General features: G+C 70.6%; 20 protein-coding genes. 8 read left to right on the forward strand and 12 right to left on the reverse strand.

Annotation, left to right across the window (positions count from 1 at the left end; genetic code table 11):
* The first annotated feature begins 503 nt into the window (after window positions 1-503).
* Entirely contained in the window at window positions 504-1,499 is a 996-nt protein-coding gene (gene trpS, locus AB0D12_RS29150; protein ID WP_362689048.1) for a tryptophan--tRNA ligase, read from the forward strand.
* A 71-nt stretch (window positions 1,500-1,570) separates the two neighbouring features.
* On the opposite strand, the gene proC is transcribed toward trpS, so the two are convergent.
* A complete protein-coding gene (gene proC, locus AB0D12_RS29155; protein ID WP_362689051.1) occupies window positions 1,571-2,380 on the reverse strand; it encodes a pyrroline-5-carboxylate reductase in 810 nt (269 codons plus the stop codon).
* Window positions 2,381-2,560: 180 nt separating this feature from the next.
* Entirely contained in the window at window positions 2,561-3,487 is a 927-nt protein-coding gene (locus AB0D12_RS29160) for a L,D-transpeptidase (RefSeq protein ID WP_362689054.1), read from the reverse strand.
* Window positions 3,488-3,624: 137 nt separating this feature from the next.
* Here AB0D12_RS29160 and AB0D12_RS29165 point away from each other — a divergent pair, with 137 nt between their 5' ends.
* The gene (locus tag AB0D12_RS29165) at window positions 3,625-4,137 is read left to right on the forward strand and encodes a SigE family RNA polymerase sigma factor (protein WP_362689057.1); all 513 of its coding nucleotides are present in this window, start codon (window positions 3,625-3,627) and stop codon (window positions 4,135-4,137) included.
* Complete coding sequence (locus AB0D12_RS29170) at window positions 4,130-4,744, forward strand: hypothetical protein (RefSeq protein ID WP_362689060.1); 615 nt, start codon at window positions 4,130-4,132, stop codon at window positions 4,742-4,744. The genes AB0D12_RS29165 and AB0D12_RS29170 overlap by 8 nt, the downstream gene beginning before the upstream one ends.
* Here AB0D12_RS29170 and AB0D12_RS29175 read toward each other — a convergent pair.
* A complete protein-coding gene (locus tag AB0D12_RS29175; protein WP_327325320.1) occupies window positions 4,741-5,478 on the reverse strand; it encodes an ABC transporter permease in 738 nt (245 codons plus the stop codon). The genes AB0D12_RS29170 and AB0D12_RS29175 overlap by 4 nt on opposite strands.
* The gene (locus AB0D12_RS29180) at window positions 5,475-6,287 is read right to left on the reverse strand and encodes an ABC transporter ATP-binding protein (protein ID WP_362689064.1); all 813 of its coding nucleotides are present in this window, start codon (window positions 6,285-6,287) and stop codon (window positions 5,475-5,477) included. The genes AB0D12_RS29175 and AB0D12_RS29180 overlap by 4 nt, the downstream gene beginning before the upstream one ends.
* Window positions 6,288-6,390: 103 nt before the next feature.
* Between AB0D12_RS29180 and AB0D12_RS29185 the strand changes: the two genes are divergently transcribed.
* Entirely contained in the window at window positions 6,391-6,852 is a 462-nt protein-coding gene (locus AB0D12_RS29185) for a hypothetical protein (protein ID WP_362689067.1), read from the forward strand.
* 81 nt (window positions 6,853-6,933) lie between these two features.
* Here AB0D12_RS29185 and AB0D12_RS29190 read toward each other — a convergent pair whose 3' ends face one another.
* From AB0D12_RS29190 to AB0D12_RS29200, 3 genes are all read right to left on the reverse strand, one after another.
* Complete coding sequence (locus AB0D12_RS29190) at window positions 6,934-7,698, reverse strand: class I SAM-dependent methyltransferase (protein ID WP_362689070.1); 765 nt, start codon at window positions 7,696-7,698, stop codon at window positions 6,934-6,936.
* A 28-nt stretch (window positions 7,699-7,726) separates the two neighbouring features.
* The gene (locus AB0D12_RS29195) at window positions 7,727-8,212 is read right to left on the reverse strand and encodes a hypothetical protein (protein ID WP_362689460.1); all 486 of its coding nucleotides are present in this window, start codon (window positions 8,210-8,212) and stop codon (window positions 7,727-7,729) included.
* Between the two features lie 113 nt (window positions 8,213-8,325).
* Window positions 8,326-8,658, reverse strand: coding sequence for a peptidase (locus AB0D12_RS29200; protein ID WP_362689073.1), 333 nt, complete (start codon window positions 8,656-8,658; stop codon window positions 8,326-8,328).
* A 127-nt stretch (window positions 8,659-8,785) separates the two neighbouring features.
* On the opposite strand from AB0D12_RS29200, the gene AB0D12_RS29205 reads away from it, so the two are divergent.
* Window positions 8,786-10,930: a serine/threonine-protein kinase gene (locus AB0D12_RS29205; RefSeq protein WP_362689076.1), complete on the forward strand. Its 2,145-nt coding sequence runs from the start codon at window positions 8,786-8,788 to the stop codon at window positions 10,928-10,930.
* Window positions 10,931-11,023: 93 nt separating this feature from the next.
* On the opposite strand, the gene ilvD is transcribed toward AB0D12_RS29205, so the two are convergent.
* The 4 genes from ilvD to AB0D12_RS29225 form a co-directional block, all read right to left on the reverse strand.
* Complete coding sequence (gene ilvD / locus AB0D12_RS29210) at window positions 11,024-12,874, reverse strand: dihydroxy-acid dehydratase (RefSeq protein ID WP_362689079.1); 1,851 nt, start codon at window positions 12,872-12,874, stop codon at window positions 11,024-11,026.
* A gap of 93 nt (window positions 12,875-12,967) precedes the next feature.
* Window positions 12,968-13,582 carry a TetR family transcriptional regulator gene (locus AB0D12_RS29215; protein WP_362689082.1) on the reverse strand — a complete coding sequence of 205 codons (615 nt, stop codon included), beginning with the start codon at window positions 13,580-13,582 and terminating at the stop codon, window positions 12,968-12,970.
* Entirely contained in the window at window positions 13,579-14,406 is an 828-nt protein-coding gene (locus tag AB0D12_RS29220; RefSeq protein WP_327325312.1) for a sugar phosphate isomerase/epimerase, read from the reverse strand. Before AB0D12_RS29220 ends, AB0D12_RS29215 begins: the two co-directional genes overlap by 4 nt.
* Before the next feature lie 23 nt (window positions 14,407-14,429).
* Window positions 14,430-15,404, reverse strand: coding sequence for a Ppx/GppA phosphatase family protein (locus tag AB0D12_RS29225; protein ID WP_362689085.1), 975 nt, complete (start codon window positions 15,402-15,404; stop codon window positions 14,430-14,432).
* A gap of 40 nt (window positions 15,405-15,444) precedes the next feature.
* Here AB0D12_RS29225 and AB0D12_RS29230 point away from each other — a divergent pair, with 40 nt between their 5' ends.
* A complete protein-coding gene (locus AB0D12_RS29230) occupies window positions 15,445-16,254 on the forward strand; it encodes a hypothetical protein (RefSeq protein ID WP_327325310.1) in 810 nt (269 codons plus the stop codon).
* A 630-nt stretch (window positions 16,255-16,884) separates the two neighbouring features.
* Here AB0D12_RS29230 and AB0D12_RS29235 read toward each other — a convergent pair.
* Entirely contained in the window at window positions 16,885-18,576 is a 1,692-nt protein-coding gene (locus tag AB0D12_RS29235; RefSeq protein WP_362689089.1) for a hypothetical protein, read from the reverse strand.
* A gap of 168 nt (window positions 18,577-18,744) precedes the next feature.
* Between AB0D12_RS29235 and radA the strand changes: the two genes are divergently transcribed.
* Window positions 18,745-20,199, forward strand: coding sequence for a DNA repair protein RadA (gene radA, locus AB0D12_RS29240; RefSeq protein WP_362689092.1), 1,455 nt, complete (start codon window positions 18,745-18,747; stop codon window positions 20,197-20,199).
* A gap of 44 nt (window positions 20,200-20,243) precedes the next feature.
* Entirely contained in the window at window positions 20,244-21,368 is a 1,125-nt protein-coding gene (disA, locus tag AB0D12_RS29245) for a DNA integrity scanning diadenylate cyclase DisA (protein WP_362689095.1), read from the forward strand.
* Window positions 21,369-21,403 lie beyond the last annotated feature (35 nt).

Genomic DNA, 21,403 nt, shown 5'->3' on the forward strand with positions numbered 1-21,403 from the left:
TTCGGCTTTCCGGCGGTTCCGACTCTATCAGATCCTTTCGGGCCTGACCCCCAGTCAGCGGGTTTTGTCTTTCCGGCTGTTGGGCCGTTCCGACGAGTGAGACTTTAGCGGAATCCTGCCCCCCGACGCTAATCGGGGTTGCGCCCATTCGAACGCGGATTCCTCATTTCACAAAAGCGCACAGAAAGTCGGGCGACGGACTGTCGCTCGCTTGTAGTGGGTCTTGCGGAATGGCTGTCCGGGGACCGGCCGAAGTCGGTGCTCACGTCGGACAACTCGGAGAACACTACGGATGCCCGTATGTGCTGTCAACCTCGGGCCCGGCGGCGTACTCTCGAGCGCATGACAACGCGTACGTGCTTCCTTCAGTGGTGGGCCGCCTGACGGCGGCCGGCACTTACGTATGCACTCAACGGCCGCCGCTTCGGCGGCCGTTCTCGTTACTCCCCTCCGGGAGTCCGGCCGCTCGACGCGGCGGCTCCCATCAGGAGACGGAGAGCGGGATGACGCGGATCTTCAGCGGTATCAAGCCGACAGGGCATCTGACTCTGGGCAACTACCTCGGAGCCCTGCGCAGGTGGGTCGAGGTCGATCAGCATCAGTCGGACGCGCTGTTCAGTGTGGTCGACCTCCATGCGCTGACCATGGAGCACGATCCGGCGCGGGTGCGCAGACTCAGTCGGCAGGCCGCGACCCTCATGCTGGCGGCGGGCCTGGATCCGGAGCGGTGCACCGTATTCGTACAGAGCCATGTGGACGAGCACGCGCGGCTCTCCTATCTGCTGGAGTGCACGGCGACGGACGGCGAGCTGCGGCGCATGATCCAGTACAAGGAGAAGGGCACGCAGGCACGGGCCACCGGACAGAGTGTGCGGGTGTCGCTGCTGACGTATCCGGTGCTGATGGCGGCGGACATCCTGGCGTACGGGGCCGATGAGGTGCCGGTGGGTGACGACCAGGCCCAGCATGTGGAGCTGACCCGCGATCTGGCCGTGCGGTTCAACCAGAGGTACGGGCATACGTTCACCGTGCCGAAGGCAACGCATCCGCCGGTGGCGGCGCGCGTCATGGATCTGCAGGACCCCACCTCGAAGATGGGGAAGTCTCACGAGTCCGGGGCCGGGATCGTCTATTTGCTCGATGACGCGGACATGGTGCGCAAAAAGATCATGCGAGCGGTCACGGACAGCGGGCGCGAGGTCGAGTACGACCGGGAGAGCAGGCCGGGGATCGCGAATCTGCTCGAAATCCTGGCGTCTTGCGCAGGCGGGAACCCGAACGAGTTGGCCGGTGTATATGAGTCGTACGGAGCGTTGAAGAAGGACACGGCCGAGGCGGTGGTGGAGCTGCTCAGGCCGGTCAGGGAGCGGCATGCCGAGCTGGCGGCGGATCCGGGACACGTCGATGACGTACTGAGGAAGGGGGCCGAGCGGGCCAGGGGCATGGCGCGACCGAGGGTCGATGCCGCCTATCGGGCGATCGGGCTGCTGCCCGCGTAGCCGAAGACGGGAGACAGGGGGTCGGCTGCTCCCGCCGCCGTGGCGCCACGGCGGCGGGGTAGCGGCGATCGTCAGCCGTTGCCCGAGGCGAGCTCACGGCTGCGGTCGCGAGCCGCTTCGAGGGCGGCGATGAGAGCGGCGCGTACGCCGTGGTTCTCGAGTTCACGGATGGCGCTGATCGTGGTGCCTGCAGGGGAGGTGACTGCTTCACGGAGCTTGACGGGGTGTTCGCCGCTGTCGCGGAGCATCACGGCGGCGCCGATGGCGGCCTGGACGATCAGGTCGTGGGCCTGGGCGCGGGGGAGGCCGAGGAGGATGCCGGCATCGGTCATGGCCTCGACGAGGAAGTAGAAGTACGCCGGCCCCGAGCCGGACAGGGCGGTGGCCGCATCCTGCTGGGACTCGGGGACGCGGAGGGTCTTGCCGACGCCGCCGAAGATCTCCTCGGCATGGGCGAGGTGTTCGCTGGTGGCGTGGCTGCCGGCGGAGATCACGGACATGCCCTCGTCGACGAGGACGGGGGTGTTGGGCATGACACGGACCACGGGGGCGCCTGCGGTCAGGCGCTCCTCGATGAAGGAGGTGGTGATGCCGGCCGCGGCGCTGATGACGAGGCGGTCGGCGGTGATGTGCGGGGCGAGTTCGTCGAGGAGCTTGCCCATGTCCTGGGGCTTGACGGCCAGGATGAGAGTGTCGGCGCGCTTGGCGGCTTCGGCGTTGTTGACGGGCTCGACGCCGTAGCGGGTGCGGAGCTCTTCGGCGCGGTCGGCGCGGCGGGTGGTGACCAGTAGATCGGCGGGGCGCCAGCCGGCGCGGATCATGCCGCTGAGCAGGGCTTCGCCGATCTTGCCCGTGCCGAGGACTGCGACTGTCTGGGTCATGGCTCTGTTCACCTCGCCGGTGGGGATACGTGCCGTCATCCTCGCACCGGGGGCGTGGCTGTGCCGGGCTGTCCGAGGGGCGGTACGGGTGAGCATCGGTCCGCGCCCTCGGACGCCAGGGCCCTCACGGGAGCCGTCGGGACTGACAAGAGCCGCCGGGAATGGCAGGAGCCGCCGGGCCTAGAGGGCGCTGCGGGAGCGCCATTCGGGCCAGGAGAGGTTCCAGTCGCCGTAGCCATTGCCGGAAGCGACCTGGTCCTTGGAGTTGGTGACGCGGATGACGTCGCCCGGGATGATCTGCTCGTAGAAGCGGCGGGCGGTGCCGTCGGAGGGGAGGCCAATACAGCCGTGGGTGACGTTGCCGCGCCCGGCGTAGGTGTTGGCCTTCGGGTTCTCGTGGAGGTAGGTGCCCGAAGTGGTGAGGTGGACGGCGTAGCTGTAGTAGCCGGCATAGGCGTCGCCGAGGTTCACGGTTCGGGAGTTCATGAATACGCGGCGCTGCTTGTCCGAGACGACCATCGTGCCGTTCCAGGTGTCCAGGCCCGGACGGCCCGCGGTGATGGGGATGGTCTGGGTGGCGCCGTCCTTGACCATGGTCATCCGGTGGGCGCGGACGTCGACCGTGGCCACCAGGGAGCGGGCGATGGTGAGGGAGCGGGAGAGGGAGTCGCCGGCCTTGACGGTGACCCGGGTGCCCGGCTTCCAGTAGGTCCGGGGGCGGAAGTCGACGCGCTGGCCGTCGTGGAGATTGCGGTCCTTGATCCAGGCCCAGGCGCCGGTGACTCCAGGGTTGGCGGTGACCTTGAGTTGGCGTTCCACGTCGGCGCGCTGGGACTTGGGTATCGGGTGCTTGAAGGTCACCGATATCGGCAGGCCGACGCCGACGTGCTGGCCGTCGGTGATGTTGATGGTGGCGTCGGCCAGGTGGCCGAGGGTGGCGGCGGACGGTGGGGTGGCCGTTGGCCGTGGTGCTTCAGGAGTGGAGTTGGCGGCGGGCCGGCGCGGTGGCGCCGCGACGGCGTCCGGTGTCCCGCCCGCGCCGGAGCAGCCGGTGATCGACAGGGCACAGATCAGGCCGAGTACGTCGGCCCTGATGTGTCGTGGCATTGAGTTCCCCCCTGGGTCAGCTGATGGTCAGCCGTGTTGGTCCGGCTTCTGTACGCATGGGAAGGGAGGCAGGTTGCACCTGTGGCGGGGATGGTTTTCCGTGGAACCGGCGAGGCACCGGGGCTGTCCTACCGCTCGTGACGGAGGAGGAATTCGACGCCTTCTACGCGAGCGCCTTCCCCCGGCTTGTGGGGCAGCTGTACGCGTTGACGGGCGATCACGGCGAGGCGCAGGACGTGGTCCAGGAGGCGTTCGTTCGGGCCTGGGACCGGCGTGCCTCATTTCTGGCGGAGTCGGCTCCCGAGGCGTGGATCCGTACGGTCGCGATGCGTCTCGCGGTAAGTCGCTGGCGGCGGGCGCGGCGGTGGCTGGAGCTGGTGCGGCACCACGCGCCGGCGGACCGTACGCCGGGGCCCGGGCCCGAACACACGGTGCTCGTGGAGGCGTTGCGGAAGCTGCCCGAGGCGCAGCGGCAGGCGGTGGTGCTGCATCATCTCTGCGATCTGAGCATTGAGCAGATCGCCGCGGAGACAGGTTCACCGGCCGGTACGGTCAAGGCAAGGCTGTCGCGCGGTCGGGCCGCCCTCGCCAGGTTGCTGTCTCCCGGGGAGCCTGCCGACGAGGACGAGAGGGAGGGCAGCCATGTCTGAGACCGGTCGCGAGCGGGACGGACTCGACTCCGCGCTGCGTGTCCTCGCTGCCGGTGCGGAGGCGCAGCCGTCGCTGTCGGGTGGTCAGATCCGGCGGCGCGGCGAGGCTCGTGGACGTCGTCGGCGGGTGGTCGGGGCGACGGCGACGGCCGTTGCGCTGATCGCCGGTGTCGCGGTCGGGGTGCCGCAGCTGATGAGGGCGGACGAAGCGCGGCAGTCGCCTGCGGCGGTGCCGCCGAGCCCGTCCGTGTCGGTGCGGGCTCCGGCAGCCACCATCGAGCGCGGCACGGGGACGCTGACGGTCACCAAGGACGGCGGGCAGCCCCGTTCGGTGGTCGTGTTCCTGGGCAAGGTCGCCCCGGGCCGGCTGACAGTTGTGTCCAAGTCCCCGAAGCGCAAGGTGTCCGCGGACATGATCGGCATGGGCGACTACATGCTCAACGCGAGCTGGGTGGTGGAGCTGTCCAGGCCTGATGGCACCACCTTGTTCGTCACTCAGTCCCCTTCGGACAAGAACTTCTCCAAAAGCATGATCGGAGTGGGTTCCCTGGATGCCAAGTGGCTCTACGACCAGCTCGCGGTCGGGGACGTCATCGCCCTGAACTAGGCGGTACGACGGCGGAGCGTCGCCGCGCCCAGCGCCAGGACCAGGACCGCGCAGGCCGCGACGATCAGGACGTCGCGGGTGAAGTCCGCGGTGGCGTCCGGGTGGCCGAGGACCTGGGTCATGGCGTCGACGGCGTACGACATGGGCAGGACGTTCGAGATGCCTTCCAGGACGGGCTGCATCTTCTCGCGCTGAATGAACAGGCCGCAGAGCAGCAGCTGCGGGAAGATCACGGCCGGCATGAACTGGACGGCCTGGAACTCGGAGGCCGCGAAGGCCGAGACGAAGAGGCCGAGCGCCGTGCCGAGCAGGGCGTCGAGGAGTGCGACGAGCAGCAGCAGCCAGGGCGAGCCGATGACGTCCAGGCCCAGCGCCCAGAGCGCGAGGCCGGTGGCGAGGAGGGACTGGACGACGGCGACGAGGCCGAATGCCAGGGCATAGCCGCCGATCAGGTCGCCTTTGCCGAGCGGCATGGCGAGCAGTCGTTCCAGAGTGCCTGAGGTGCGTTCGCGCAGGGTCGCGATGGACGCCACCAGGAACATCGTGATCAGCGGGAAGATGCCGAGCAGCGAGGCTCCGATGGAGTCGAAGGTCTGCGGGCTGCCGTCGAACACATAGCGCAGCAGGAAGAGCATCACGCACGGCACGAAGATCATCAGTGCGATGGAGCGCGGGTCGTGGCGCAGCTGGCGCAGGACGCGGGTGGCGGTGGCGAGGGTGCGTGCGGTGCTCATCGGGCGTTCTCCTGAAGTGCGTCGGCCTCATCGGTGCCGGCCTGACGGGACTTGGCCTGGCGGGCGTTGGCCTCGTCGACCAGGTGGAGGAAGGCTCCCTCGACCGTTGCGGAGCGAGTGCGGGAGCGCAGGAAGTCCGGGCTGTCCTCGGCGAGGATCTCGCCTTCCCGCATCAGGAGCAGGCGGTGGCAGCGCTCGGCCTCGTCCATGACGTGGGAGGAGACAAGGATCGCCGCGCCGCGTTCGTCGGCGAGGCGGTGGAAGAGGTCCCACAGATCGCGGCGCAGAACGGGATCGAGGCCGACGGTCGGTTCGTCGAGGACGAGGAGTTCGGGTGTGCCGAGCAGGGCGACGGCGAGGGAGACGCGGGTGCGCTGGCCGCCGGAGAGCCGGCCGGCGAGTGCGTCGGCGTGCGAGGTGAGGTCGACGTCGGCGATGGCGCGGGCGACGTGTTCGCGCCGGGCATCGCGGTGGCGACGGCCTGGCTGCAGCACGGCGGCGAAGTAGTCGAGGTTCTGGCGGACCGTCAGGTCGTCATAGACGGACGGGTCCTGGGTGACGTAGCCGATACGGGAGCGGAGTGCGGCATCGCCCGCCGGTTTGCCGAGGATTTCGAGGGTTCCGGTGACCTTGGCCTGGGTGCCGACGATTGCGCGCATCAGGGTCGACTTGCCACAGCCGGACGGTCCGAGCAGGCCGGTGATCCGGCCGGGCGGGACGGTGAAGTCGATGCCGCGCAGGACGGTGCGGTCTCCTCGTACGACAGTGAGGCCGCGGGCCAGGACGGCAACCCCGGAAGAATTCATCATGTGATGAATAATGCTCCTGGAGCTCTGCCGCGTCAAGAGATGGGGGGTGCGTCAGGGGCATCCCCCATGGCGTTCCCGGGGAGGAGCGACGGACCGTGGACATATGAGCCACAACAGTGAGATCTCGAAGGCCGAGCGGCGGCGGCTCGCCGTCGCCGCGGCGACGCTCGGGCCGTGGCGCGCCGCCGCGGCAGTCGGTGCGCTGGGCGGCGGCGTCACCCTCGCACTCGGCACGATCGGCGACGGAATCGGACGCGGTGTGCTGGCCGGTGCGTTGTCGGTCGCGCTGATGCTGTTCTTCATGGTCGGCGGCGCGGGCGCGGTGCTCGGCGACCGGCCGGGCGCGGGCACCGGTGACGACCGCCGGATACGGCGCTGGGCCGCGGCCCACCCGTGGCGGGTCGCGGTCGTGCCCGGCGCTCTGATGGTCGCCACCGATGTGGTGGTACAGCAGGCGCTGACCGCGCGGGGGCTGTTCGGCAGCCTGTGGGACGGGCTGTGGCTGGGGGCGCTGGTGGTCGGTGTCGTGGGGCTGGTCGGGCGGTTCTCCGGTAAGCGGGCCTGAGCGGCCGGCGCTCAGCCCGCGCCCGGGATCAGCGGGATCGCGGCGGGCCGCAGGCCGCAGGCCGCAGGAAGCGATGCGGATCTACAGGGTGGATGTCCCGGGCGCGCGGAATGTGACCGTCAGGTCGACGGCGTACGCCTCCTCGACAACACCGTCGGGGAAGACCGCGAGCAGCTCGGCACGCTCCCGGGCGAGGAAGGCGGCCGTGGTCTCCTTGCCCAGCACCAGGAAGAGGGAGTGGCTGCTGAGGTTGTCGAGATGGGTGTCGAGCGAGACCTGACGGCTCCAGCGCACCCGGCGTGTCACGGAGTCCAGTCTGTCCGGCAGGCGCCGGTCGCGGCCGGCTGCGCCATGGGCAGCGCCGTGTGCCTGGCGACGGATGCGCTCGTCCTGTGCGGCGATCCAGGAGACGTCGGGGTCCGAAACGTTCCACCACAGGGCGAGCGCGCCGCCCGGCCGCAGCACCCGCAGGGCCTCGGGAGCGGAACGGGCCGGGTCGGTCCAGTGCCAGGACTGCGCGTACGTGATGAGGTCGGCGCAGCCGTCGGCCACCGGCAGCGCGTCTCCGAGGCCCCGGACGATCGGGATGTCAGGGAGGCCGCGGCGCAGCTGGTCGGCCATGCCGGGTCCCGGCTCCACGGCGGTGACGCGGGCGCCGCGGTCACACATGAGCCGCGTTGCTATACCGGTGCCCGCGCCGACGTCGATCACACGGGAGCCCTTGAGCGGACGGCCGGTCAGCTCCTCGACCGTGTCGAAGAGCGCGGGCGGGTAACCGGGGCGGGCGGCGTCGTACTGAGCGGCCGCCGAGTCGAAGGAGAGCGCGCGCAGCGTGTGATCCGTCATACGCCCATCCTCACGGGGACGCGCCTACCTACGCTTGGCCTTGGCGCCCTTTTCCCTTACGCGCGGCAGGGTTGCCGGTGCGCTTGCCGCGGCGCTTCTCGTACTGGCTGCGGGCCGTCTCGTACTCCTCGCGCCGCAGCTTCTCGCCCGGCGCCTCGGCGAGGGAGCGGAAGAAGTACGCGAGGAGCGCGCCGACGAACCCGATCGCCTTGAGGCTGCGCAGCGCGTCCTGGGTGGCGGTGCCGGTGGGGCGGCGCGTGAAGCTCTCCCAGGTCTTGCGGAAGGCGACGGCGCTGCAGATCGCGAACATGACGATGACCAGCATGTTGACGAAGCCGCCGACGGCGGCGATCTCCAGGCCCTGGTAGCCGAGGCGCAGGACCAGACAGCCGGCGACGGCGGCGGCGAGCGAACCGACGGCGACGCCGGCACGGCGCAGCCCGTAGCCCCCGTCGCGGCCGACCCAGGTCGTGCCGAAGAAACGGATGGGCTCGGGCTGCGGGCCGGTGCCGATGACGCCACTGCCACTTCCGGTGCCGGTGTGGCTACCGCTGTTCTCGTTCTGGTTGCTCTGGTCGCTCTGCTCGCTCACGAGGTCGATTATCCCCGGGCGAGGCCGCCGTCCCGTCAGGAGCAGCGGATGGTGACATAGCCGTCGCTTCCGGTCTGCACATAGGCGTCCGAGACGAACTGCCCGTTGGCGATGTTGTCCCAGATATTGGTGGTGCCGTACGGACCGCTCACCGACTCGCCCGGCTTCTGGCAGTTGATCGGCACCCGGGCTCCGAGCGGGAGCACCTTGATGAGCCGGTAGTTGGTGCCGGGGCCGCTGCGGACGTTCAGCTGGCACCCCGGTGCGACCGGATAGCGCTTCGCCCCCAGCGACTCGTCCGCGGCGGCCCCGGCCGCCGCCGCGACCTCGACGCCCTCGACCCCGTTCTGTACTTCTTCAACAGCCATCCGACTCTCCCCCGTTGAAACGTGCTCTCTGTACGCCGCGCAGGCTAGCAAGCCACCCCTGCATCGCACGCATCATCGACTAGGCTCCGTGCGTCGCGCTTGCGCACGATCAACACGGGGGTGGGAGATGCCACCGCTGCGCAGCACCGGGCAGTTCCCGGAAGCGGAGCATCCGGAATATGCCGGGCAGTACCGGCTCGAGGCATGCCTGGGCACAGGCGGCATGGGGGTCGTCCATCTGGCCACATCCGCCTCGGGGTTGCGCCTGGCAGTCAAGGTCATCCATGCCGACCATGCCTCGGATCCGGAGTTCAGAGCCCGTTTCCAGCAGGAGGTCACGGCTGCCCGCCGGGTCAGCGGGGCCTTCACCGCGCCCGTCGTCGATGCCGACCCCGATGCCGAACGGCCATGGATGGCCACGCTGTTCATCGAGGGCCCGACGCTCGCGGAGCGCGTGAAGCGGAACGGACCGCTGGATGCGGCGGAGCTGCGCAAGGCCGGCGCGGGACTGGCCGAGGCGCTGCGCGACATCCACCGTGCCGGCGTGGTGCACCGCGATCTCAAGCCGAGCAATGTGCTGCTGGCGCCCGACGGGCCCAAGGTCATCGACTTCGGGATCTCCCGTCCGGCGGACAGTGATCTGCGTACGGAGACGGGCAAGCTGATCGGTACGCCGCCGTTCATGGCGCCCGAGCAGTTCCAGCGTCCGCGCGAGGTAGGACCGCCCGCCGATGTGTTCGCGATGGGCGCGGTGCTGGTCCACGCGGCAACCGGACGAGGGCCTTTCGACTCGGACAGCCCGTACATCGTGGCGTACCAAGTGGTCCACAACGAACCGGACTTGGCAGGTGTGCCGGAGGATCTCGTACCGCTGTTCCGGCGCTGCCTCGCAAAGGACCCGGCGGACCGGCCGACACCGTACGAGCTGATGATCGCGCTGCGTGCCTCCTCGCCGTCGGCCTCGTACGACACCCAGGCCTACATACCTGAACAGCGGACGCCGGACCCCCGGGAAAGCGCGCCGCGTGGTCTCGCGGCCGGAATCCGGACCGCCCCCCGGGCCTGGCGCGGCAAGAGGATCCGGTGGGTGGCCGCCGCGCTCGCGGTGCTGGTCACGGCCGGAATCGTGACCGTATACGCGGTGGCGGACGGCGACAGTGCGGGATCCGCGCCCGACTCGCCACGCGCGGAGCAGCGCTTCCACCCCTGGAGCGTCCCGCTGCGCGGCGGGGACGCGGAGAACAGGACTCCGGTCTGCGCTTCCGCGGGCCCGGCGCTGTACTGCACGGCGCCCGGGATCAAAGCCGCCCGGCTGAGCCCGAACGACGGCGGGATGCTCTGGAAGGCGAAGGCGGGCGGCAGCGCGACGCAGACCGACGAGGGCATGACACCCCTGCTCTCCGGGGGGCTGCTGCAGGTCGTGACGCCCGGCGGGGACCGTCTTGAGGCGCTCGACCCGAAGTCGGGCGAGGTGCGCTGGGACCTGGACATCTCGCCGTACTCGACCGTCCGGCACGCCGCCGATGCGGTGCTGCTGGTGACGGACGGCGGGCTCGTGCGGGCCGTCGACGCCACGACGGGCAAGGAGCGCTGGACCCGCCATCGCGGCGGACGCGGCACCCAGTGGGTCTCCTCCCCAGGCGACGACGGACCGGCCCTCGCCGCGACACCCGCCACGAACGGGGCGTCCACGCTGGTCAGCGCGGTCGACCTGACCAGTGGCGACCTGCTCTGGGAGAAGCGCGTCAAGGGGTCGCTGAGCCCGGTGCAGCTCGCGGGCGGCGCCCTGTATCTGCTCTCCGCCAACATCGACGGCTTCACGGACGCCGTCGTACGGCTCGACACGGCCGGTAAGTCCCGTACCGTCCGCCGCATTCCGCTGTCCGCACCGGTCGACCAGGCCCAGGCGGCGGTGGCCGGTGACACCGTCTATCTGTCCGGCTCCGGAGGCTCCCTCCTCGCCGTCGACACCCGTGCCACCACCGGCACGAAGGCCGCTCAGCTCTGGCGGCTCGAGACCTCGGTCACCCATCTCTCGCGCCCCGCGGCCGACGGCCGCGCGGTCTATGTGACGGCCGGGGACGGCCGGCTGCTGGCCGTGGACGCCACCCGCGGCATGCTGCTCGGACAGTCGAAACCCCGTATGGACGACGGGCGTTACACCTTCGCGTCCGTACTGCCCACCCCTGTCGTCACCGACGGCAGGGTCGTCGCCGGCGCCCCGGACGGCTCGGTCTTCGCGCTCGATGCGCGGGACCCGGCGAAATGGTGAGCCAGGTCGAAGAGACAGCTGCCCGCCGCCCCCTCGGGCGACGGGCACACTGGGCAAGCACCACTGTTCGTGAGGCCGACGGTTAAGCCGTAGTCAGCCGAGTCGGGACACGTCCCGGACCGCACCCTTGTCCGCGCTCGTCGCCATCGCCGCGTACGCCCGCAGCGCCGCCGACACCTTGCGCTCACGCGACTTGGGGGCGTACACGCCGTCCAGCGCCTCGCGGCGGGTGGCCAGCTCGGCCTCGGAGACAAGGAGGTCGATCGAACGGTTCGGGATGTCGATACGGATGCGGTCGCCGTCCTCGACGAGCGCGATGGTCCCGCCCGAGGCCGCCTCCGGCGAGGCATGGCCGATCGACAGACCCGACGTGCCGCCGGAGAAGCGGCCGTCCGTCACCAGCGCGCAGGCCTTGCCCAGCCCACGGCCCTTCAGGAAGGACGTCGGGTAGAGCATCTCCTGCATACCGGGGCCACCCCTGGGGCCCTCGTAGCGGATGACGACGACATCGCCCTCCTTGATCTCCTTGCGGAGGATCTTGTCAACCGCCTCTTCCTGCGATTCGCAGACGACGGCCGGACCCTCGAAGGTCCAGATCGACTCGTCGACACCGGCCGTCTTCACGACACAACCGTCGACCGCCAGATTCCCCTTGAGGACGGCCAGTCCGCCGTCCTTGGAGTACGCGTGCGCCGCGTCGCGGATGCAGCCGCCGGCCGCGTCCGTGTCCAGGCTCTCCCAGCGCTCGGACTGCGAGAAGGCGGTCGCGGACCGCACACAGCCCGGCGCCGCGTGCCACAGCTCGACGGCCGTCTCGGACGGCGAGCCACCCCGGACGTCCCACGTTTCCAGCCAGTCCTTGATGCCGGGCGAGTGGACGCTGTGCACGTCCTCGTCGAGCATCCCGGCGCGGTAGAGCTCACCGAGGATGGCGGGGATGCCGCCGGCGCGGTGCACATCCTCCATGTAGTACGTGCCACCGGGGGCGACGTTCGGGGCGACCTTCGCCAGGCACGGGACACGGCGCGAGACCGCGTCGATGTCCTTGAGGTCGTAGTCGAGCCCGGCCTCCTGCGCGGCGGCAAGCAGGTGCAGGATCGTGTTGGTCGAACCGCCCATGGCGATGTCGAGTGCCATGGCGTTGTCGAAGGCGGCGCGGGTCGCGATATTGCGCGGCAGGACGGACTCGTCGTCCTGCTCGTAGTAGCGCTTGGTGATCTCGACGACGGTGCGGCCTGCGTTCTCGTACAGCGCCTTGCGGGCGGTGTGCGTGGCCAGCACCGAGCCGTTGCCCGGCAGCGAGAGGCCCATGGCCTCGGTCAGGCAGTTCATCGAGTTGGCGGTGAACATGCCGGAACAGGAGCCGCAGGTCGGGCAGGCGTTCTCCTCGATACGGAGGACATCCTCGTCCGAGACGTTCTCGTTGACCGCGTCCACGATGGCGTTGATCAGATCGAGCTTGCGGACCGTGCCGTCGACGAGCGTGGCCTGGCCGGCCTCCATCGGGCCGCCGGAGACGAAGACGACCGGGATGTTGAGGCGCAGCGCGGCCATCAGCATGCCCGGCGTGATCTTGTCGCAGTTGGAGATGCAGATCAGCGCGTCCGCGCAGTGCGCCTCGACCATGTACTCGACGGAGTCGGCGATCAGGTCGCGGGACGGCAGCGAGTACAGCATTCCGGCATGGCCCATCGCGATGCCGTCGTCGACCGCGATCGTGTTGAACTCGCGCGGCACCGCGCCCGCCGCCAGGATCGCGTCGGAGACGATCCGGCCGACCGGCGCGAGGTGGGTGTGTCCGGGCACGAACTCGGTGAAGGAGTTGGCGACCGCGATGATCGGCTTGCCGATGTCCGAGCTCGCTACGCCCGACGCCCGCATAAGGGCGCGGGCACCCGCCATATTGCGGCCGTGGGTGACAGTGCGGGACCTCAGATCGGGCATCGTCGCTCGCTCCTCAATAGGGGTAGGACTGCATTCGAGCGTACGCCGCGACTCCAAGATCTGGACGGCGCGTCCGTTATACGGGACGGCCGCTCACGCTTCGGTCAGGTACCGCTGAAGCGTCGGGGCCACCATCGCCACGATCTCCTCCGGGTCCGCCGAGGCCAGCGGCTCCACCTTGATCACATACCGCAGGATCGCGATGCCGATCATGTGCGAGGCCGCCAGCTCCGCCCGGAACTTCGGATCCGGTACGTCCAGGTCCCCCGCCAGCCGTTCGAGCAGCCGCCGCAGCACGAAGCCGCGCAGCACCTTGGCCGCCGCCTCGTGGGTGAGCGCGGAACGGACGATTGCCAGCAGCGGGCCCCGGGTCGCCGGGTTCTCCCACACGCCGATGAAGTAGCGGGCGAGCCGCTCGCCGATGCCGTCGGTGCCCTGTCCCAGGATCGCCGGGATGACCAGCGCCGGCTCGAAGGAAACCTCGATGGCGGCCGCGAAGACCTCGTCCTTCGTACCGAAGTAGTGGTGGACGAGGGCCGGGTCGACGCCCGCCGCCTTGGCGATACCGCGGACGGTCGTCTTGTCGTAGCCGCGCTCGGCGAACTCCGTACGGGCCGCCTCGAGGATCCGCTCCCGGGCGCCGGGGCCCTCGTCCGCCTCCGTACGGGCCGGGCGCCCGCGCCGCCGCGGAGCCGCAGCGCCCGTCATGATCGGCTGATCCCCGACGCGGCCGAGGCGAGATGGAGCCGGGTGAAGGCGAGCGCCTCCGCCAGATCGGCTTCGCGTTCGGCGGCGGACATCGCGCGCCTGGTGTTGACCTCGATGACGACATGGCCGTCGAAGCCGGTACCGGCGAGGTGCTCGAGCAGCTCGGCACAGGGCTGGTTGCCGCGGCCCGGGACCAGGTGCTCGTCCTTCGCGGACCCCTTGCCGTCGGCGAGATGGACATGGCCGAGGCGGTCGCCCATCCGGTCGACCATGGCCATGGTTTCGGTGCGGGACGTCGCCGTGTGCGAAAGGTCGATCGTGAAGTGGCGGTAGTCCTCCTTCGTGACATCCCAGTCGGGGGCGTACGCGAGCATCTCGCGGTCCCGGTAGCGCCACGGGTACATGTTCTCGACGGCGAATCGGACGTCCGTCTCGTTCGCCATCCGCCAGATCCCGCTCACGAAGTCACGCGCGTACTGCCGCTGCCAGCGGAACGGCGGGTGCACGACGACCGTCGACGCGCCCAGCTTCTCGGCGGCCGCCTGCGCGCGCTGGAGCTTCACCCAGGGGTCGGTGGACCAGACCCGCTGGGTGATCAGCAGACAGGGCGCATGGACGGCGTGGATCGGCACCTGGTGGTAGTCGGAGAGCCGGCGCAGGGCCTCGATGTCCTGGCTGACGGGGTCGGTCCAGACCATGACCTCGACACCGTCGTAGCCCAGGCGCGCGGCAATCTCGAAGGCCGTCGCCGTGGACTCCGGGTAGACGGAAGCCGTCGACAGGACAACCTTCGCATCCGGGATACGCACCACTGGTTCTGCCACGGGAGACAGCGTACGGGCCCGCGCTAGCGGCTCGGGAGCTGGTCCAGACGGGGCGGGAGCTGGTTCAGGCGAGGCGGGAGGTGGTCCAGCCGACGCAGAATCACGCCCTCACGCAGCGCCCAGGGGCAGATCTCGAGCGTCTCAGCGCCGAACAGATCCATCGCAGCCTCCGCGACCACCGCTCCGGCCAGCAGCTGGCGGGCGCGGCCCTCGGAGACGCCGGGGAGTTCGGCACGCTCCTCGACCGTCATGGCGGCGAGTTTGGGGACCCACTCCTGCAGTGATTTACGACTCAGTTCCCGCTGCACGTAAAGCCCCTCGGTGGAGCGCGCTGCGCCCGCGATACGAGCCAGCTGCCTGAAGGTCTTGGACGTCCCCACGACGTGGTCAGGCTTCCCGAACCGGCGGAACTCGCCGACCGTACGAGCGATTTCGGTCCGCACATGGCGGCGCAGCGCCTTCACGGCCTGGGGGTCGGGCGGGTCGCCGGGCAGCATTGCCGCGGTCAGCCGGCCCGCGCCGAGCGGCAGCGACACCGCGGTGTCCGGCTCCTCGTCGATCCCACACGCGATCTCCAGCGAACCGCCGCCGATGTCCAGGATCTGCAGCCTTCCGGCGGACCAGCCGAACCAGCGGCGGGCGGCGAGGAAAGTGAGCCGGGCCTCCTCCTCGCCGGTCAGCACGGCCAGATCCACGCCGGTCTCGGCCTTGACCCCAGCCAGCACCTCGTCGGCGTTGCCGGCGTCCCGTACCGCCGAGGTCGCGAACGGCAGCACCTGCTCGCAGCCCTGGTCCTCGGCGGCCTGCACCGCGCGCCCGATCGTCTCGATCAGCCGGGCGACGCCCTTGGGTCCGATCGCCCCGTCCTTGTTGAGAAGTTCGGCGAGGCGTAGCTCCGCCTTGTGCGAATGGGCTGGCAGCGGCCGGGCACCTGGGTGCGCATCCACCACCAGCAGGTGCACTGTGTTCGAACCGACGTCGAGGACTCCGAGTCTCATGGACCGAACGCTACTGCCGTCGCACGCATACCCTGGTGCTGTGCCAAAGACGAAAAAGGCGAAACCGGGCAAAGCCAAGCCCCCGCAGAAGCTCAAGCACGACGAGAAGGGTCTGGATTTCGCGCGCGCGTGGGTCGAGTTTCCCGACCCCACCGACGACGAACAGGTCTTCCGCTGCGATCTGACCTGGCTGACCTCGCGCTGGAGCTGCATTTTCGGCAGCGGCTGCCAGGGCATCGAGGCGGGCCGCGCGGACGACGGCTGTTGCACGCTGGGCGCGCATTTCTCGGACGAGGACGACGAGAAACGGGTCGCCGAGCATGTTGCCCGCCTCACTCCGGAGCTGTGGCAGTTCCACGACGTGGGTACGGAGTCGGGCTGGGTCCAGACCGACGAGAACGACGGCGAACGCCAGACGCGCCGCTGGGAGGGTTCCTGCATCTTCCAGAACCGTCCGGGGTTCGCGGGCGGGGCGGGCTGCTCCCTGCACATCCTGGCGCTGAACGAGGGCAAGGAGCCGCTGGAGACGAAGCCGGACGTGTGCTGGCAGCTGCCGGTGCGGCGTACGTACGACTGGATCGAGCGCCCCGACGACACGAAGGTGCTGCAGGTCTCGATCGGTGAGTACGACCGGCGTGGGTGGGGCGCGGGCGGCCACGACCTGCACTGGTGGTGCACGTCGGCGACGTCGGCGCATGGGGCGGGGGAGCCGGTGTATGTGACATACCGCCCGGAGCTGACGGAGCTGATGGGCAAGGAGGCGTACGACGTGCTGGCGGAGCTGTGCGAGGCGCGCTTGTCATCGCAGCTCCCACTGGTGGCGCCGCACCCGGCGGACCCGAAGAGGTAGCGAGGGGTTGCCTCCGGCGAGGTGCGGGGTGCGGGTTCTTGTCGGGCGGGGCCTGGGGTCGTCCGGTCTTGCCGGGCGGGGCCTGGGGTCGTCCGGTCTTGCCGGGCGCGGGCTGCCTCCGGCTCCGACGGGGTCTTGTCGGGCGCGGGCTCCGGTGCCCCTACGGGCTCGACTCCTCGAGGTCGGCGGCGTACAGGCCCTTGGTGCGTGACCCCGGTTTTGCCGCCAATCCCCACAAGACCGCTCGCCGCGGGGGTACAGCGGCTCGCCGGAGGAAACCACCCACGAAGAGCAACCCACCACGCCCCCGGCCCACGCTCACCACATGACCGAGCAACTGGCGGGGCCGACCCTGCACGGCACCTCCCCACCCGAACGAGACAAGACCGCTCGCCGCGGGGGTACAGCGGCTCGCCGGTGGAAACCACCCACCGAAGAGCAACCGACAACGCCCCCGGCCCACGCTCACCACATGACCGAGCAACTGCCGAAGCTGCCGCCGGGGGTGTGCGGGCGCCAGCCCCCACGTAACCCTTCCCCCGGCAGGGGGCCTGGGGGCGGAGCCACCAGTTTCGGGAAGGGGCGGGGTGGGGGAACGAACAGGCCCCGCGCCCGGCGCTGCGGCAGGGCTCAGCCCGAGGGCGGAGGCGCGGATGCGGAGTCCGACTCCGTGGGCGACGGGTCCGGCGAGGTGGGGGCCGGCGTCGGGTCCGAAGGCGGCGGGGTCGGGGTCGGGGTCGAAGGCGGTGGGGTCGGGTGAGACGGCGGCGACGACGGGTGAGACGGCGGCGACGGCGTCGCGCCCCAGCCGTCGATCTCCACCACCGCTCCAGACGGGTCAACCCCCACCCTCGCGCTCCACGACCCCGCCGGCTCCCGCCCGTGGTCCACGGTGACGTAGATCGTGATCGACTCGCCCGGGCTCAGCGTGCCCGAGGAGTGGCTCATGTACAGCCACGGCGCGTCCGTCCAGGCCGACCACGTCACCGGGGTGCCGCCGGACGCCGTGAGCGTGATCCGTGTGGTGTCGCCGGACGGCTGCGCCTCGACCGTGAGGCGGCCCGGGCCCGCCGCGCCGGGGCGGGCCGGTGGCGCGGGCGTGCCCGCGCTGATGACCTCGACCGAGACGTCCGAGCGGCTGCCCGCCGTGAACCTCGTGTCCGCTTCCGCACGCGCGTTGCCCGCGTTCTCGTAGTGGTCGTACGGACCGCCGTCGAGCCCGCCCCGCCGGTCCGCCTCGCTTGCGGTGACCGACACCCCGTCGTGCCCCTCCCCCGTCAGCGGCGCGCCGCGGTACGCCGCCCACAGGGCGAGCACCGGCGCCGCCACGACCGTCGCCACGACCGTGGTGGTCACCGCCCGCGCCCGCAGCCGGTCCCGCCGGGCCGCGTGGTCCTTGAGGTCCAGCGGGAAGCCGTCCGAGCCGAAGCGCGGCGCACCCGTACGGGCGCGCGGTACGTGCAGCATCGCGACGTACGCGGCGGCCCGCGGCGCCGCGACCAGCGGCAGCACGGCCGGGGTGACGGCCGACCCCGGCCACAGCCCGCCCGCGCCGGCGCGCTCGGCAACGCGGCGACAGCGCGGGCAGTCGTCGACGTGCCGGACCAGTTCCTGGCGGAGTGCGGCGGAGAGCAGCACCCGGTGGTCGTCGGTGAGCCGGGCGACGGCCGGGCAGTTGCCGGTCTCGACCACGGCGAGCGCGGCACGGGTGCGCTCCACCTCACAGGCCGCGGCGGCCAGCAGCTCGCGCGCCGCCAGAGCGTCCAGGCCGAGAACCGCGGCGACCTGGCGCACGCCGAGGCCGTGCCGTACGGCCAGTTCGAGGGCCTCGCGCTGTTCCGGGGTCGTACCCGCCGCCTCCGGCCAGGCCAGCAGCGTCAGTTCACTGCGGCGGCGCTCCGCGGCCTCCTCGGAGACTCGCGGCCCGGCCTCCTCGGGGACGGCGGGCCGCGCGGGGCGTCCGGTGTGCGTCCCCTGCCGCGTGCGCCGCTGCTCGGTCAGCCGGCGCAGACAAGCCCACCGCGCGAGCGCGTACAGCCATGCCTTCCGCTCGGCCTCGCCGGCCGGACAGCGCCCGTACTGCCGCTCGGCGATGGCGAGTACGTCGCCGAGGAGCCCCGTCGCCGCGTCGTGGTCGCAGAGCACGGAGAGGCAGTAGGTGAACAGGCCGTCGAGATACGGCTCATAGCGCGCGGGCGGGCGCTGCGCCGACGAACGGGGCGCGCGCCGGTGCGCCCGATGTGCGCCGGTGGTGTGCGTGGGTGGTTCCAGCCTGCTGCTCGTCACGTCGTGACCGTAGGCGCGGGACCGGATCCCGTTCATACCTCTTGAACACTTTTAATCCTTACGGGTGAACAGTTCGCCCGAAGGGGGACAGGAATCGTTAATTCCATCCCTAGTGGACCACCGGCGTTCGCCGGATGGCGACGACCCGCCATGACCAGAGACCGCGGCGACCGCGTTGTCAGTGGTCCCCGCTACGGTTTCCGCATGGCTGCCCGTACGAAATCCGCGAAGGACCGGCCGTCCTACCGCTGCACCGACTGCGGCTGGACGACCGCCAAGTGGCTCGGCCGCTGCCCCGAGTGCCAGGCCTGGGGCACAGTCGAGGAGTACGGCGCGCCCGCTGTCCGTACGACCGCGGCCGGCCGCGTCTCCACCGCCGCCGTCCCCATCGGCCAAGTCGACGGCCGGCAGGCGACCGCCCGCTCCACCGGTGTGGACGAGCTCGACCGGGTCCTCGGCGGCGGTCTGGTGCCCGGCGCGGTCGTCCTGCTCGCGGGCGAGCCGGGCGTCGGCAAGTCCACACTGCTGCTCGACGTCGCCGCCAAGGCCGCGAGCGACGACCACCGGACGCTGTACGTCACGGGCGAGGAGTCCGCGAGTCAGGTCCGCCTCCGCGCAGACCGGATCAACGCCCTGCACGACCACCTCTACCTCGCCGCCGAGACCGATCTCTCCGCGGTCCTCGGCCACTTGGACGCGGTCAAGCCGTCCCTGCTGATCCTCGACTCCGTACAGACCGTCGCATCGCCGGAGATCGATGGAGCGCCCGGCGGCATGGCGCAGGTCCGCGAGGTCGCCGGCGCCCTGATCCGCGCCTCCAAGGAGCGCGGGATGTCCACACTGCTGGTCGGCCATGTCACCAAGGACGGTGCGATCGCCGGACCGCGGCTGCTCGAGCATCTGGTGGACGTCGTGCTGTCCTTCGAGGGCGACCGGCACGCCCGCCTTCGTCTCGTACGGGGTGTCAAGAACCGATACGGCGCGACGGACGAGGTCGGCTGCTTCGAGCTGCACGACGAAGGCATCACCGGCCTCGCCGACCCGTCGGGCCTCTTCCTCACCCGCCGTGCCGAGGCAGTCCCCGGCACCTGCCTGACGGTCACCCTGGAAGGCCGCCGCCCGCTCGTCGCCGAGGTGCAGGCGCTGACCGTCGACTCGCAGATCCCTTCGCCCCGGCGCACCACCTCCGGCCTGGAGACCTCACGGGTGTCGATGATGCTCGCAGTCCTCGAACAGCGCGGCCGGATCACCGCGCTCGGCAAGCGCGACATCTACAGCGCGACCGTCGGGGGCGTGAAGCTCTCCGAACCCGCCGCGGACCTGGCGATCGCGCTCGCGCTGGCCTCGGCGGCCAGCGACACTCCACTGCCCAAGAACCTCGTCGCGATCGGCGAAGTGGGCCTTGCGGGCGAGGTCAGACGGGTCACGGGCGTCCAGCGCCGGCTCGCCGAGGCCCACCGGCTCGGCTTCACGCATGCGCTTGTACCGTCCGATCCCGGCAAGGTCCCGACCGGTATGAAGGTCACGGAAGTAGCCGATATGGGGGAAGCGCTGAGGGTGCTCCCGCGCGGGCGGCAGAAGGCTTCCGACGGGGCTCCTGACGCCGTCCCGAGGAGAGAGCGGTCGGAGGCCCCACGGGAGGCCGACACGCGCCGGTAGACTTTGCCCTGGTCTCGCCCATCCGTACGAGCCGGAGGAGTGCAGTGGCAGCCAACGACCGGGCAGCAGCACCCGGAAAGTCCGGCGGAGGCTCCGGCAACGAAGCACTGATCCGCGCCGCCCTGAGCGCTGTCGCGCCCGGCCAGGCCTTGCGCGACGGCCTGGAGCGGATCCTCCGCGGCAACACCGGTGGCCTGATCGTCCTCGGCATGGACAAAACGGTCGAGTCGATGTGCACCGGCGGTTTCGTGCTGGACGTGGAGTTCACCGCGACGCGGCTGCGCGAGCTGTGCAAGCTCGACGGCGCGCTCATCCTTGACAAGGACATCACCAAGATCCACCGGGCCGGTGTGCAGCTGGTCCCCGACGCGTCCATCCCCACCGAGGAGACCGGCACCCGCCACCGCACCGCGGACCGGGTCTCCCGGGCGTGCGGCTTCCCGGTCGTCTCCGTATCGCAGTCGATGCGGCTGATCGCGCTGTACGTGGACGGGGAGCGCCGCGTGCTGGAGGAGTCGGCCGCGATCCTCTCCCGCGCCAACCAGGCCCTCGCGACCCTGGAGCGGTACAAGCTCCGACTCGACGAGGTGGCGGGCACGCTCTCCGCCCTCGAGATCGAGGACCTGGTGACGGTCCGGGACGTGGGGGCGGTGGCGCAGCGTCTGGAGATGGTGCGCCGGATCGCCACCGAGATCGCCGAGTACGTGGTGGAGTTGGGCACCGACGGCCGACTTCTCTCCCTGCAGCTCGACGAGTTGATCGCGGGCGTGGAGCCGGAGCGCGAGCTGGTCGTCCGTGACTATGTGCCGGAGCCGACCGCGAAGCGGTCCCGTACGGTCGACGAGGCGCTCACCGAGCTGAACGAGCTCACCCACGCCGAGCTGCTCGAACTGCCCATAGTCGCACGGGCGTTGGGATACAGCGGCGCCCCCGAAACGCTCGACTCCGCGGTCTCGCCCCGGGGTTACCGGCTGCTGGCGAAGGTGCCGCGGCTGCCCGGCGCGATCATCGAGCGGCTCGTCGAGCACTTCGGCGGACTGCAGAAGCTTCTCGCGGCCAGCGTCGACGATCTGCAGACGGTGGACGGCGTGGGCGAGGCGCGGGCCCGCAGCGTGCGCGAGGGGCTCTCACGGCTCGCCGAGTCCTCGATCCTCGAGCGGTACGTCTAGCGAGCGGTACGTCCGGCCCGTCCGTGATTGAGGAC

This window comes from Streptomyces sp. NPDC048479 (assembly GCF_040651435.1).
Lineage (GTDB): Bacteria > Actinomycetota > Actinomycetes > Streptomycetales > Streptomycetaceae > Streptomyces.

What these genes read in the sequence shown, in the direction of transcription:
- AB0D12_RS29180 (WP_362689064.1), bottom strand. Translation starts at nt 6,287, where the DNA reads ATGATGAATTCTTCCGGGGTTGCCGTCCTGGCCCGCGGCCTCACTGTC.
- AB0D12_RS29190 (WP_362689070.1), bottom strand. Translation starts at nt 7,698, where the DNA reads ATGACGGATCACACGCTGCGCGCGCTCTCCTTCGACTCGGCGGCCGCT.
- AB0D12_RS29225 (WP_362689085.1), bottom strand. Translation starts at nt 15,404, where the DNA reads ATGAGACTCGGAGTCCTCGACGTCGGTTCGAACACAGTGCACCTGCTG.
- AB0D12_RS29215 (WP_362689082.1), bottom strand. Translation starts at nt 13,582, where the DNA reads ATGACGGGCGCTGCGGCTCCGCGGCGGCGCGGGCGCCCGGCCCGTACG.
- AB0D12_RS29205 (WP_362689076.1), top strand. Translation starts at nt 8,786, where the DNA reads ATGCCACCGCTGCGCAGCACCGGGCAGTTCCCGGAAGCGGAGCATCCG.
- trpS (WP_362689048.1), top strand. Translation starts at nt 504, where the DNA reads ATGACGCGGATCTTCAGCGGTATCAAGCCGACAGGGCATCTGACTCTG.
- AB0D12_RS29200 (WP_362689073.1), bottom strand. Translation starts at nt 8,658, where the DNA reads ATGGCTGTTGAAGAAGTACAGAACGGGGTCGAGGGCGTCGAGGTCGCG.
- proC (WP_362689051.1), bottom strand. Translation starts at nt 2,380, where the DNA reads ATGACCCAGACAGTCGCAGTCCTCGGCACGGGCAAGATCGGCGAAGCC.
- AB0D12_RS29170 (WP_362689060.1), top strand. Translation starts at nt 4,130, where the DNA reads ATGTCTGAGACCGGTCGCGAGCGGGACGGACTCGACTCCGCGCTGCGT.
- radA (WP_362689092.1), top strand. Translation starts at nt 18,745, where the DNA reads ATGGCTGCCCGTACGAAATCCGCGAAGGACCGGCCGTCCTACCGCTGC.
- AB0D12_RS29175 (WP_327325320.1), bottom strand. Translation starts at nt 5,478, where the DNA reads ATGAGCACCGCACGCACCCTCGCCACCGCCACCCGCGTCCTGCGCCAG.
- AB0D12_RS29160 (WP_362689054.1), bottom strand. Translation starts at nt 3,487, where the DNA reads ATGCCACGACACATCAGGGCCGACGTACTCGGCCTGATCTGTGCCCTG.
- AB0D12_RS29185 (WP_362689067.1), top strand. Translation starts at nt 6,391, where the DNA reads ATGAGCCACAACAGTGAGATCTCGAAGGCCGAGCGGCGGCGGCTCGCC.
- AB0D12_RS29235 (WP_362689089.1), bottom strand. Translation starts at nt 18,576, where the DNA reads ATGAACGGGATCCGGTCCCGCGCCTACGGTCACGACGTGACGAGCAGC.
- ilvD (WP_362689079.1), bottom strand. Translation starts at nt 12,874, where the DNA reads ATGCCCGATCTGAGGTCCCGCACTGTCACCCACGGCCGCAATATGGCG.